At 71.2% G+C, this 13,156-nt stretch carries 10 protein-coding genes; 6 read left to right on the top strand and 4 right to left on the bottom strand.

The features are described from left to right. Positions 1-127: 127 nt before the first annotated feature. The 3 genes from RM446_RS16175 to RM446_RS16165 all read left to right on the top strand — a co-directional run bounded on the left by RM446_RS16175 (position 128) and on the right by RM446_RS16165 (position 2,307). Complete coding sequence (locus tag RM446_RS16175) at positions 128-631, top strand: beta-class carbonic anhydrase (RefSeq protein WP_311546140.1); 504 nt, start codon at positions 128-130, stop codon at positions 629-631. Positions 632-736: 105 nt separating this feature from the next. Beyond that, the gene (locus RM446_RS16170) at positions 737-1,063 is read left to right on the top strand and encodes a tetratricopeptide repeat protein (protein WP_311546139.1); all 327 of its coding nucleotides are present in this window, start codon (positions 737-739) and stop codon (positions 1,061-1,063) included. A gap of 119 nt (positions 1,064-1,182) precedes the next feature. Continuing rightward, a complete protein-coding gene (locus RM446_RS16165; protein WP_311546138.1) occupies positions 1,183-2,307 on the top strand; it encodes an L-cysteine desulfhydrase Cds1 in 1,125 nt (374 codons plus the stop codon). A 151-nt stretch (positions 2,308-2,458) separates the two neighbouring features. On the opposite strand, the gene RM446_RS16160 is transcribed toward RM446_RS16165, so the two are convergent. Beyond that, entirely contained in the window at positions 2,459-4,564 is a 2,106-nt protein-coding gene (locus tag RM446_RS16160) for a DNA gyrase/topoisomerase IV subunit B (protein WP_311546137.1), read from the bottom strand. Positions 4,565-5,275: 711 nt separating this feature from the next. On the opposite strand from RM446_RS16160, the gene RM446_RS16155 reads away from it, so the two are divergent. Further along, positions 5,276-5,506 carry a DUF7455 domain-containing protein gene (locus RM446_RS16155; RefSeq protein ID WP_311546136.1) on the top strand — a complete coding sequence of 77 codons (231 nt, stop codon included), beginning with the start codon at positions 5,276-5,278 and terminating at the stop codon, positions 5,504-5,506. Positions 5,507-5,677: 171 nt separating this feature from the next. Here the strand turns inward: RM446_RS16155 and RM446_RS16150 are convergent, their stop codons facing one another. After that, positions 5,678-6,418: a GNAT family N-acetyltransferase gene (locus tag RM446_RS16150; RefSeq protein WP_311546135.1), complete on the bottom strand. Its 741-nt coding sequence runs from the start codon at positions 6,416-6,418 to the stop codon at positions 5,678-5,680. Between the two features lie 269 nt (positions 6,419-6,687). Between RM446_RS16150 and yaaA the strand changes: the two genes are divergently transcribed. Next, positions 6,688-7,485 (top strand): peroxide stress protein YaaA, encoded by a 798-nt coding sequence (yaaA, locus tag RM446_RS16145; RefSeq protein ID WP_311546134.1) that lies wholly within the window; start codon positions 6,688-6,690, stop codon positions 7,483-7,485. Between the two features lie 546 nt (positions 7,486-8,031). On the opposite strand, the gene RM446_RS16140 is transcribed toward yaaA, so the two are convergent. Then, positions 8,032-9,720 (bottom strand): RNA polymerase sigma factor, encoded by a 1,689-nt coding sequence (locus tag RM446_RS16140; protein WP_311546203.1) that lies wholly within the window; start codon positions 9,718-9,720, stop codon positions 8,032-8,034. 412 nt (positions 9,721-10,132) lie between these two features. Further along, positions 10,133-12,190: a SpoIIE family protein phosphatase gene (locus tag RM446_RS16135; protein ID WP_311546202.1), complete on the bottom strand. Its 2,058-nt coding sequence runs from the start codon at positions 12,188-12,190 to the stop codon at positions 10,133-10,135. A 658-nt stretch (positions 12,191-12,848) separates the two neighbouring features. Between RM446_RS16135 and RM446_RS16130 the strand changes: the two genes are divergently transcribed. Further along, on the top strand, positions 12,849-13,112 hold the full coding sequence (locus RM446_RS16130; protein ID WP_311546133.1) for a hypothetical protein: 264 nt from the start codon (positions 12,849-12,851) through the stop codon (positions 13,110-13,112). Positions 13,113-13,156: the final 44 nt, after the last annotated feature.

Raw genomic sequence — 13,156 nt, 5'->3', positions numbered from 1 at the left:
AGTCCTACGATGTCCGCGGCACGACCGCGGGGACGGACTGCGCACACGTGCGCACCGCTCCGCGGCCACGCCCCTGCGGCGGTGCGAGCACACCGCCCGCGGGATCCGTCCGAACGGGGAGCAACGCGTGAACAGCGCCTTCGACGATCTCTTCACCGCCAACGACGCCTACGCCGCCGACTTCCGGTTGAGCGGCCTGGCCCCGGTGGCGGCTCGCGGCCTGGCCCTGGTGACCTGCATGGACTCGCGGATCGAGCCGCTGCAGCCGCTGGGGCTGCAGCCCGGCGACGCCAAGATCCTGCGTAACGCCGGAGCCCGGGTCACCGACGACACCCTGCGCACGCTGGTGCTCGCCGCCTACCTGCTGGAGGTCGACCGGGTCCTGGTCATGCCGCACACGCGGTGCAAGATGGCGTCGGTCTCCGGCGACGGCGAGGTGCACGACCTCATCGAGAGTCGGCACGGCGTCGACACGCGCAGCCTGGAGTTCCGCACCGACAACGACCAGATCGGCGCGCTGCGCCACGATCTGGAGCGCATCCGCCACCATCCGCTGCTGCCGCGCGGCCTTTCGGTGGCCGGGGCGGTCTACGACGTCGACACCGGGCGGATCGAGCCGCACGACGTGTAAGTCCGACCGCGCCGATGCGGCGCCGGGCCGAGGTGTGAAGGGCGCCGTCTAAGGGAATAGGTCATTCCGCTTCGGGGTTGTGCATGCCGACGAAGGGAGTGCCTGGTGAAGGAGACGACCTACGAGACGTTCAACCGCGGCAGACTGTACTTCGACCTGGGCGACTACATCGAGGCCGCCCGCATCCTGAAGGCCATCGCCGACGACGAGCCGGGCAGCCGCTCCATCCTGGAGCTGCTGGGCCGCTCCTACTTCCACTCCGCCCAGCTCGCCAGAGCCGAGGAGACCTTCCGGCGCATCATCGAGCTCGACCCCTGCGACAGCTGGGCCCACATCGCTCTGGCGCGCTCCCTGGAGCGCCAGAGCCGCGACGAGGAGGCCGCCCCCTACCGGCGGATGCACGCAGCCATGTCCGGCGGTTCGCTGGACTGACCGGACACCGCGCACCCGCCCCGAGCACCGGGTGGCGCAATGCGCATCGAAGGGCTCTCCGCCTGTACGGAGAGCCCTTCGGCACGCTCGTCTGCGGGCCGGGCGGTAGGGTCGGGCGCATGACCCTACCCGCCGACGGCCCGGACGACCCCTGCGTGGAGCGCTCGTCGCGGCGCACCCGAGCCTGGGTGGACGAGGCGGTGCGCAAGGTGGTCGCCGACGCCAACCGCTCCGCCGACACCCACATGCACGTGTTCCCGCTGCCGCCCGAGTGGGGCATCGACCTCTACCTGAAGGACGAGTCGGTCCACCCCACCGGCAGCCTCAAGCACCGGCTGGCGCGGTCGCTGTTCCTCTACGCCCTGGCCAACGGCTGGATCGGCGAGAACACCACGATCGTCGAGGCCAGCTCGGGGTCCACGGCCGTTTCCGAGGCCTACTTCGCCCGCCTGATCGGTCTGGATTTCGTCACGGTGGTACCGCGCACGACCAGTCCGGAGAAGATCGCGCTGATCGAGCGCTACGGGGGGCGCTGCCACTACGTCGACGTCCCGATCGAGATGTACAGCGAGGCCGAGCGGCTGGCCGCCGAGGCCGGCGGCCACTACATGGACCAGTTCACCTACGCCGAGCGTGCCACGGACTGGCGAGGCAACAACAACATCGCCGAGTCGATCTTCGAGCAGCTGGCCATGGAGCGCCACCCCGTTCCGGAGTGGGTCGTCGTGGGCTCCGGGACCGGCGGGACCTCGGCCACCATCGGACGCTACCTGCGCTACCGCAGGCACCACACCCGTCTGGCGGTCGTCGACCCGGAGAACTCCGCGTTCTTCCCCGGCTGGGTAACCGGAGCCTCCGACTACTCCACCGGCATGCCCTCGCGCATCGAGGGCATCGGCCGGCCGCGGATCGAGCCCAGCTTCGTGCCCTCGGTCATCGATCTGATGGTGCCGGTGCCCGACGCCGCCAGCATCGCGGCCATGCGCCACCTCAACGCGGTCACCGGACTGAGCGCGGGCGGCTCGACCGGCACCAACATGTGGGGCGTGTGGCACCTGGTCGCCCGCATGCTGCGCGAGGGGAGCCGCGGCAGCGTCGTCACCCTGATCTGCGACGGCGGCGAACGCTACCGGCACACCTACTACGACGACGCCTGGGTGGCCGAGGCCGGACTGGACCCGGCGGCCTGCACTGCGGCGATCGAGCGCTTCCTGGCCTCCGGCCGGTGGGAACCTCCCGCGTAGGCCTGCGGCCGGACCCCGGCCCCACCCTCCCGGGCGCCGCGTCCCCCTCCGCCGACCTCCGTCGATCTTGTAGCCATCGTCACTGGCAATCGCTTTCCTTCACGATAGCTACAAGATCGACGGGGATGGGCCCGGGGCGCGGGACCTCGGCTCAGGTGTCGATGCGGCTGGTGTCGAGCTCCTGGGCGCTCTGGGAGAGGAACTCCCGGCGCGGGGCGACCTGGTTGCCCATCAGCAGGTCGAAGACCTTCGCGGCCTCCTCGGCGTGCTCGACGCGGATGCGGCGCAGCGTGCGGTGGCGGGGGTCCATCGTGGTCTCGGCCAGCTGGTCGGCGTCCATCTCGCCCAGGCCCTTGTAGCGCTGGACCGGCTCCTTCCAGCTCAGCCCCTTCTTCTCCAGCTCCAGCAGCCGCCGCTGCAGCTCGGCGTCGGTGTAGGTGTAGATGTAGCGGTCCTCCGGCTTGGCGCCGCGCTTCTTGCGCACGTTGGTGAGCTCGATGCGGTGCAGCGGGGGGACGGCGGCGTAGACGCGGCCGGCGTCGAGCATGGGGCGCATGTAGCGGTAGAACAGCGTCAGCAGCAGGCAGCGGATGTGCGCGCCGTCGACGTCGGCGTCGGCCATGAGGATGACGCGGCCGTAGCGGGCGGCGTCGATGTCGAACGTCCGCCCCGACCCGGCGCCGATGACCTGCAGGATCGCCGCACATTCGGCGTTTTTCAGCATGTCGGAGACCGAGGACTTCTGCACGTTGAGGATCTTGCCCCGGATGGGCAGCAGCGCCTGGAACTCCGAGTCGCGCGCGAGCTTGGCCGTGCCCAGCGCGGAGTCGCCCTCGACGATGAACAGCTCGCTGCGGTCCAGACCCTCGCTGCGGCAGTCGACCAGCTTGGCCGGCAGCGCCGAGCTCTCCAGCGCGTTCTTGCGCCGCTGGGTCTCGCGCTGCTGGCGGGCGGCCAGGCGCGCTTTGGCGGCGTTGACGGCCTTGTCCAGCACGGCTCGCGCTTGCTGCTTCTCGCCGCGGCGGGTGCTGGCCAGGAACGTGCGCAGCTCCTTGCCGATGACCTGGGAGACGATGCGCGAGGCCGCCGAGGTGCCCAGGATCTCCTTGGTCTGCCCCTCGAACTGCGGCTCGGGCAGCCGCACGGTGACCACGGCGGTCAGCCCTTCGAGGACGTCCTCCTTGGTGACCGGGTCGTCCTTGTCCTTGAGCAGCTTGCTGGCGCGCAGCTGGTCGTTGACCACCCGCACCAGTGCCCGCTCGAAGCCGGTCATGTGCGTGCCGCCCTTGGGGGTGGCGATGACGTTGACGAAGGAGCGCACGGTGCTCTCGTAGCCGGTGCCCCAGCGCATCGCCACGTCGACCTCCAGGTGACGGTCGACGTCGGTGGGGGTCATGTGGCCCTGCTCGTCGAGCACGGGGACGGTCTCGGTGAAGTGCCCCGAGCCCTGGATCCGCAAGACGTCGTTGACGGCCTCGTCGGGGGCCAGGTAGGTGCAGAACTCCCCGATGCCGCCGTCGAAGCGGAACTCCTCCTCGTAGGTGCCCTCCTCGGGAAAGCGCTCGTCGCGCACCGCGATGGTCAGACCCGGGATGAGGAACGCGGTCTGGCGTGCGCGGTCCAGCAGGGACTCGCGGGTGATGTCGGCGTCCTTGAGGAAGATCTGGCGGTCGGCCCAGAACCTGATGCGCGTGCCGGTGACCTTCTTGGCGACCCGGCGCACCTCGTCCAGGCCCGATCCCGGGGCGAACGGGGAGTCGGGGCCGTCACCCTCGAAGCGGCCCGGGATGCCTCTGCGGAAGCTCATCGCGTGCGTGTGGCCCTGCCGGTCGATCTCGACGTCCAGCCGGCCCGAGAGCGCGTTGACCACGGAGGCGCCGACGCCGTGCAGGCCGCCGGAGGCGGTGTAGGAGCCGGAGCCGAACTTTCCGCCGGCGTGCAGCTTGGTCATGACCAGCTCCACGCCCGAGAGGCCCGAGCGGGGCTCGACGTCAACGGGGATGCCCCGCCCGTTGTCGCGGACCTCGACCGAGCCGTCGCCGTAGAGCACGACGTCGATGCGGGTGCAGTAGCCGCCCAGCGCCTCGTCGACGGAGTTGTCGATGATCTCCCACATGCAGTGGGTGAGACCGCGGCCGTCCGTGGACCCGATGTACATGCCCGGGCGCTTGCGGACCGCCTCGAGTCCTTCCAGGACCGAAAGGTGCCGCGCGGAGTAGTCTTCGGGCTCGTCGACGGCTGCGGTTAGGGCGGTCACGTGGGACTCTCCTGCGTTGGGCGGACAGGGCCGGCGCACGCGGCGCGCGGGCGTGCGCTGGACGTTAGCGGACAGGGGGCGGGTGCGTCGCCGCTAGCTTGACGCACCGGTGTGACAGGTATGCGGCGCCGTCGCGCGCGCCGCGCGGTCGGCCCCGGCTCGCCGGGAGCGGCCGCAGGGCCGCAGGCGACACCGGGCGGACCCGCTCCGTCGCGGCGTGACCGCGCAGTCGGCGTGCGGTTCACCCGACCGCAGCGGGACGGCCGCCTGATCATCACGTGCACACCACGCGCGAGATTACCACCTCGGTTTCCGCTGGCTTCGCCGCCTCACCGGCGTTCCGGCCCGGCGAGGGCCGCGGCCGGGCGCCGCGAACGGCCGCGGTCCGCTCGCGGGGCACCCGCTTCGCGTTCGTATTCCGAACACTCGCGCAGGGGATAGGCAGGGGGCTGCGTTTACCCCGGCCCCGGTAAGGCAAGAGGGAGCCTGCCGCGAGTAGGGTGACGCCCATCACCATCGACCATCATGCAGGGACCCGCTGACGCCGTCCCGAACGGCGCGAACGCCCGGAACACACCGGAATCCGGCCCTATCCTCCGACGCCGTAGCGGGGCGATTCCGCTGACGGCGTACAAAGGGGCTGGTTGGGAAGCTCTTGGTCCGGTTAGATGTTGTGCAGAGTGACTAGCGCCGAGTATTGAGGAAGGCGAAGTGACTGGAACCCTTGCCCCCACCCAGCCGCTGACGGCTGCTGACCGTTGCGACCGTTGTGGTGCGCAGGCGTACGTCCGAGTGGTTCTCAACTCCGGTGGCGAACTGCTGTTCTGCGCGCATCACATGCGTGAGCATGACGATTCGATCCGCAAGATCGCCGCTGAGATCCAGGACGAGACCAGCCGACTGCAGGAGTCGCCGGACACGTCCGCCGATGAGGAGCGTTAGGTCATCACAGGCGTGCGGCGGCGGTCCTCCTCCGGGAGGGCCGCCGCCGATCTCGTTTCCGGGGTGTGTTCGCCGCCGCAGCGGCTCGGCGGGGCGGGACCCGGGCGCTCCGGAACGGGAATCCACCGCGCACAGAGCGGTCCGCGCGGCCGATTGCGGCCGTCGCGGCGCTCACCCCGTCCGCGTCGTTGGGCCGTACGGCTCCGCGGTACCGACCCGGTAGCCGTACGCGCACTCCACGGCGAAGCCCGCCCGCTCGTAGACGCGCAGTGCCACCGGGTTGTCCTGTTCCACCAGCAGGTAAGCGTGCTCGGCGCCCTCGGCCCCGGCCCACTCCAGCAGCGACTCCAGCACCGCACCGGCCAGCCCGCGGCCGCGATCAGCGGGGCGCGTGGCCATGGCGTAGACGCCGGCCCATCGCCCGTTCAGCACCGCACACCCGCGCGCGGCGCCCGACGGGTCCCGCCCGTAGCCGACCGCGGGCGCCCGGTCGAGGATGCGGTGCAGCGCGGGGACGTGCTCCGGTGAACGCCCGGACTCACCCCACAGCGCCCGCCACGCGTCGTCGGGCCGCGACGTGACGGTGACGTCGGCCCGGTGCGGCTCGGGCGGGCGCTCGACCAGGTCGCGCACCATCACCTGCGCGGCGCGCTGCACGCCGTAGCCGCGCAGTGCGAGGCGACCGTCGGCTTCGCCGTCGCCCGGCCAGATCTGCACGCAGGGCGCCGATCCGCGTTCGCGGTAGAACTCCTCGACGGCCCCGATCGGGGCGCCGGGCTCCAGGCACACCGCCGAGTTCGCCCGCCGGGTCACCCCGTCGCTCCAGGCCAGCCGCCACCCCGCACGCAGCTCGACCTCGGCCGCGGGCCAGTCCTCGGCCACCCGCTGCGCCCACCACGCCCCTGACCGCACCCCTCACCCCCTGATCACGCACGCCTGCGGCCCGCTGAGCGTCCAACCTAGGGCGTGCCGGTGCGGCGGACCACCGGAAGACCCGGGTGAGGGTCGGCACATCGACGCATCGACATACATCGGACGGCACATCTGTACGCAAAGCGGACTGCCGTGCGCCTGACGGCCAGTGCGACGCCCCTATCCTTGTGCCTTTGCGCCGTTGCCGGTCGCAGTCGATCCGACCCGGCGCAGGCCGAGTCCCGCAGCCGACGAGTTGGAAGTTCCCCATGCTGATCCTGCTGCCCCCGTCCGAGGGGAAGGCCGTGCACGGAGACGGCCCGCCGGTCGACACGGGGGCGCTGGCGCTGCCCGAGGCCGCGGAGCATCGCGACGAGGTGCGGGCCCGGTTGCAGGAGCTGTGCCGCGGGCCCGAGGAAGCGGCCCGGGAGGTGCTCGGGCTCTCGGCCGCCCAGGGCGAGGCCGTGCGGCGCAACCGGGCGCTGGCCGAGGCGCCGACCCTGCGCGCCGCCGACCTCTACACCGGCGTGCTCTACGACCGGCTGGCCCTGCCGGACCTGATGGCGTCGGCGGCCGCCGACCGCACCGCCGCCTCCGTACTGGTCTTCTCGGGCCTGTGGGGCGTGCTGGCCCCCGGTGACCGGGTTCCGCCGTACCGGCTGTCGATGGACGTGCGGCTGCCCGGCGTCGGCCCGCTGGGGGCGTTCTGGCGCGCCCGGCTGAGCGACCTGCTCGACAAGCGGGCCGACGGCAGCCTGGTCGTGGACTGCCGGTCCTCGACCTACGCCGCCGCATGGCGGCCCGGCGGCGCGACCGCCGAGCGCACGGTGTCCGTGCGGGTGCTGCGCGAGACCGGCAGCGGCGCGTCGGCCAAGCGCAGCGTCGTCAGCCACATGGCCAAGGCCGCGCGCGGCGCTGTCGCGCACAGCCTGCTTGCCGAGGACGTCCGCGCGAACGCCCCCGACGAGGTCGCCGCGGCGCTGAACGACATCGGCTACACAACCGAGCTGCACGGCCCCGAGCGCGGCAACAGCAACTGGCGGCTGGACGTGATCGAGCGGGCCTGAGGCCCGGACCGGGAGTGCGGGCCCCGGCGCTCCGCGCCGACGGGCCTCGGCAGGCCCGGACCCGGCGCCGAGCTGCACGGCCAGAGGTCTACACCATATGGTAACAAACAGGTCTCGGCGCTTTATCTCGGCCATACACGGCCCTCGGCATGATTGCCGGTGTCGGATGAGAAAGCAGTGCGTAAGCGGGCGCACGGCCACGGCGGCCCCCGAGACGTCGCCACGCATTACGGGGGCGGGTCGCACGTCGGCACCGCGAGCGCGATTCCGGGCCGGCTCCGTTGGTCAGGGGGTCGGCCCGGACGGCATCACGAAAGCGGCGCACTCCCACGGACCGCATGGAAAATGGACGACGCGACACGACGCCGACCGACGGCGCAGGCAGGACCGGGCCGCAGAACCTGCGGGTGCGCGGCGCGAACTGCGGCGCTGCGCGCGCCCGCGGGCGCACCGGTGCCGGGGCTCCGGTGGGCGTGTCCGGTCCCGCCTGTCCGCCGTAGCCGGTCAACCGCCGGGCACAGGGGCGGCGCAGGCTGCTCGGGCGGTTCAGTCCAGGTAGTCGCGCAGCACCTGGGACCGCGACGGGTGCCGCAGCTTCGACATGGTCTTACTCTCTATCTGCCGAATGCGCTCGCGCGTGACGCCGTAGACCTTCCCGATCTCGTCGAGGGTCTTGGGCTGGCCGTCGGTGAGCCCGAACCGCATCGAGACCACGCCCGCCTCGCGCTCCGAGAGCGTGTCGAGCACCGAGTGCAACTGCTCCTGCAGCAGCGTGAAGCTGACGGCCTCGCCGGGCTGGATCGCCTCGGAGTCTTCGATGAGGTCACCGAACTCGGAGTCGCCCTCCTCACCCAGCGGGGTGTGCAGCGAAATCGGCTCCCGGCCGTACTTCTGGACCTCGACGACCTTCTCGGGGGTCATGTCGAGCTCCTTGGCCAGCTCCTCGGGCGTGGGCTCGCGGCCCAGGTCCTGCAGCATCTGCCGCTGCACCCGCGCCAGCTTGTTGATGACCTCGACCATGTGCACCGGGATGCGGATGGTGCGCGCCTGGTCGGCCATCGCGCGGGTGATCGCCTGGCGGATCCACCACGTGGCGTAGGTCGAGAACTTGAAGCCCTTGGTGTAGTCGAACTTCTCGACCGCGCGGATCAGACCGAGATTGCCCTCCTGGATCAGGTCCAGGAACAGCATGCCGCGACCGGTGTAGCGCTTGGCCAGCGACACCACCAGGCGGAGGTTGGCTTCGAGCAGGTGCTTCTTGGCGCGTCCGCCGTCCTCGGCGATCCACTCCAGCTCGTCGCGGAACTCGCGGGTCAGCGAGTCACCGTCGTCGGCCAGCTTCTCCTCGGCGAACAGGCCGGCCTCGATGCGCTTGGCGAGTTCGACCTCCTGCTCGGCGTTGAGGAGTGCGACATTCCCTATCTGCTTCAGGTAGTCCTTGACCGGGTCCGCGGTGGCACCGGCGGCGACGACCTGCGCGGCGGGGGCGTCATCGTCATCGTCGTAGAGGACGAAGGCCTCGTCCTCGGAGGTGTTGGCCGCGGCCTTCTCCGGGATGCCAACGGACTCGGGCTTGACACCCGAACCGGCGACCGGCCCCTCGGCGGGCGCGAGGTGGTCGTCGGTGTCCTCGACGAGCTCCAGCTCGACGCCGGTGTCCTCGAACTCCTCGTCCGTCGACTCCAGCTCCAGCTCCTGGTCCTCGGCGACCTCCAGCCCGGCGTCCTCGCCCTGGTCGTCCTTCGCACCGGCCTGAGCGGGCCCGGCGGCGGGAGCGGCCGCGGCGCCCTCGGCCTTGGAGTCGGCCTTGGAGTCGGTCTTGGCCTTCTTGGCCGCCGAGGTGGACTTGGCGGACTTGGCGGCGCTCTTGCGGGCCGGCTTGGCGGACGGCTCGGCGCTCGCCTCGGTGTCCTGCTCCCGGTCGGCCTCCTGGACCGGGGCCGCCGCGGCGCGCTTCTTCGGCGCGGTGGCGGTGGCCGCGGGCGAGGCGGAGTCGACGACCGCCGTGACGGTGTCGGTCTGCTCTTGGGCGGCGGCGGCGCGCTTGGCGGCCTTGGGGGCGGGCTCCGCGGGCTTCTTGGCGGTGTCGCGCTTGCGCCGCGACGCGGACTTGCGGCGCGACGGCGCGGACTCCTCGGCCCCCACGACCAGGGTCACGCCCTCTTTGGTCAGGCTGCGAAGGACCGCCTGGGCCTGCGACATCGGGATGTCGGCCTCTTCGAAGGCACGGCGCACGTCCTCGGGCTCAAGGTACCCCTGGGACCGCCCACGCTCGATCAACTGCTGGATGACGGGCTCGTGCAGCGAGTCCGGCTGCTTAGAGCGGGTCGAACTGGCAGGTGACACAAACACCTCTCGAACGGACGTGTGGCGAGATTGCTGGACCCGGCGGCCCTATGGCCGCGAGGGGAGAGCCCCGCCCTCTCCTCGCTCTTGCCCGGGATCATCCCCGCCTGGCCGACGGGGACACCGACTTCTTTCAGCGTATGCGCCCTCTCTAGCGATTGGGCACATCCGCCCAGTAGGATTTTCCCGCTCTGTGCGCGGGCCCAACCCCACCGTCGGGTCCTCGAACCCACCCCCCGCCGGAGCGGGGCTGATGGCTCCTCCACCTTAGGCAAAGTGTCGGACTTCTTCGTACGGTCTCCTACTCCGGTGCGCTGTCCATCACCGGTAGGTGGACGGCGAGCAGCGTGACGTCGTCGTCCTGCTCATACCCCGCGAGCATGCCCTCAACAAGGTACTGGAGCATGTGCTGTGGATCGCCCACCACCTCCGGCCGCGCCTGAGAAGCTACGGTGACCAGTTCGTCGAGACCGGAGGCGACCGCGCGCTTTCGGTTCTCAACAAGTCCATCGGAATAGAGCACCACGGTGTTACCGGGTTGGACGAAAAACTTGTGGTGGCCCCGCTCGGAGCTGACGCCCAGCGGGGTGTCGGGGGCGGTCTCCAGCAGCCAGGGGCCCGCGTTCTCGGTGACCACCAGGGGCGGCAGGTGCCCGGCGTTGCTCAGGTCGATCTGCCCGGTCTCGGGGTCGAGCACGAAATAGACGAGCGTGGTGACCTGGTCGACGGCCTCGGTGGCGTCGAACATCCGGTCCAGGCCGGTGAGGACGTCGGCCGGCTCGGGCATGCTGAACGCCAGGGCGCGCAGCGCGTTGCGCACCCGGCTCATGCCGGTGGCGGCCTTGATGCCCTTGCCCATCACGTCGCCGAGGACCCCCGCGATGCGGCCGTCGGGCAGCGGGAACGCGTCGTACCAGTCGCCGCCGACCTGCACGTGCTGGGTGCCCGAACGGTAGAACGCCTGCATCCGGATGCCCTTGACCTTGGGCAGGTCCTCGGGCAGCAGGCTGGCCTGCAGCGCCTCGGCCGTGCGGTGCTCGCGCTCGAAGAGCTTGGCCCGCTCCAGGGCGAGCGCGCACTGGCCGGCCAGGGCTTCCAGGAACACCTTCTCCTCGTCGGAGATGTCGCGGGCGCTGGCGAAGGTGAAGCGCAGCGCGCCGATGGGCTGCCCGGCGCTCAGCAGCGGCAGGGCGACCCAGGCGCGCTCGTCGTCGGTGCTCGGGGACTCCGGTGCCTCGGGCCCGTCCGCCTCCTCCAGCAGCGCCCGCATCTCGGCCGGGTTGCCGGCGATGAAGGGGCGGCGCTCGCGGACCGCGAACTCCATGGTCGCCGGGCACCCCGCGGCGGCGGGGCGCGCGCCGGAGCGGGCTCCCTGCTCGTCGCTGAGCATGTGCAGCCGCAGGTCGTCGCGGTCCAGCTCGCCCAGCGCGGTGCAGTCGGCGCCCACGGCCGACTGCCCGATCTCCGTCATGGCCTGGACGACCTCGCCCACCGTCAGTGCCTCGGCGAGGTCGGCCGTGGCCTTCTGCAGCCGCACGGTGCGCAGCGCGGCCTCGCCCAGCTGCTGGGTGAGACGCTGGCGCATGTCGTCGGCTTCGTGCTGGGTGGTGATATCGCTGTGCGCGCCCACCCACTCCATCAGCGAGCCGCCGCGCATGATGGGCACGGCCCGGGAGCGGTAGTAGCGGAAGTCGCCGGACTGCGTACGCACCCGGAAGATCTCGTCGAAGGTGGCGCGGTCGGCGACGGCGTCGTTCCAGGCGCGCTCGACCTGGTCGCGGTCGTCGGGGTGGGCGGCGTCCAGCCAGCCCAGGCCCAGGTACTGCTCGGCGGTCTGGCCGGTGATGGTGCGCCACTCCGGGCAGTCCTCGCGCACGTCACCGCCGGCGTCGGCGGTCCACACGACCTGATTGGTCGCGGTGAGCAGCGACCGGTAGCGCTCCTCGGTGCGCCCCAGCGCCACCTCGGCCCGGTAGCGGTCGGACAGGTCGACGGCGATCATCGCAACCCCGTCGGCCTCGCCCTCTCCGCGGGCCGGGAACCAGGACAGCGACCACTGGCGCCGCTCGCCGGACTCGTCGGGCTCGCCGACGGCGAGGCGGTGGTCGCTGTCGACCGCCTCGGCTCCCGCCAGAACTTCGGCGATCGCCGCCTCGTGGGCGGCGGCGTCGTCAGGCGAGGCCAGCACGTCAGAGGGGGTGCGGCCGCGGCACGCGGGCTCCTCCAGGCCGTAGATGGCGGCCAGGGTCCGGTTCATCCGCTGGAACCTGCCCGCCCGGTCGAAGAAGGCGAACCCGATAGGGGCCTCCCTGAGCAGCGTGTCCAGCAGGGCGGAGTCGACGGGGCCCAGTCCGGACATGCGAGGGGGCGGGACGGACGTCTCGGTGCTCAACAATGACACCTCCGGGGTCCTTTCCCCCGTTCGAGGGGACTCGCCTGGGCGAGCGCCAGAAGCTTAACCAAAGCGGGCGGGCACCTGTGGAGGCGGAGGCCGCTTCGTCCACGGCTCGCCGGTGGCCGCGCCGATCACTCCCTATCGTCCATGACGCACCGGCGACGTGCGATCCCTGACACGAAATCCCGCAAGGGGGCGAGCCGGGTCCGTCACCGCATCAGCATAGGCCACAACCGCATCGACTCGCCGAGACGGGGACAACGGAAAGTCAGCGGCCATAGCGGATGGTAGATAATACGCCTCGATGCCTACCCTAGGCTGCTCTCCGTCGTTTCGGACAGCCTTTTCCTAATGCAGTGTGGTTTGCGCAGGATAAAGCTGGAAAGTCTGCTTACTCAGGACACGCCCCCTGTCCGAAAACCAGGACCGCAACCGGACGGAGCACGGCCGCTGCTCAGCGGCGGCCGTGTCGGCAAGGGCTCACCCGCGGCGTCTCAGCGGCGCGCAAAACCTCGTTAAGGCCGTCCGTTGCAGGGGTTGACACCCCGCCATAACGAAGTGAAATGGATTGTGGTCGACGAGTCGACGACCAGGCCAAGCATGCGAGGGGGCGTGAGCGAGGATGCTGCAAACGTATCCAGTGGGTGATCTGCAACGTATCGCCGGACGACTCCAGGACGAGTTCGTCGGGCTCGGACTGTCCCACCGATGCGTCGAGCGCTGTGTCCACGACACGTGGAAGTGCGCCGAGCACCTCGGCTTCACCGTCACCCCCGGCCTCGTGGAGCGGGTGGCCCGCGAGCACCTGCAGGCCATGGTCAAGTCGGCACCGCCCTCCGGGCTCATCGCCCCGCCGCGGACCCACGGCCACGACCGGCTGGCCTGACCGGCCGCCCCCCGCTCCGGCGCCGACCGCGCCGCGCGCCCGCC

Source organism: Streptomonospora wellingtoniae, from assembly GCF_031845375.1.
Classification (GTDB): domain Bacteria; phylum Actinomycetota; class Actinomycetes; order Streptosporangiales; family Streptosporangiaceae; genus Streptomonospora; species Streptomonospora wellingtoniae.
Note: the sequence above shows the minus strand (reverse complement) of the source record. Positions and strands in the feature narration are given on the sequence as shown.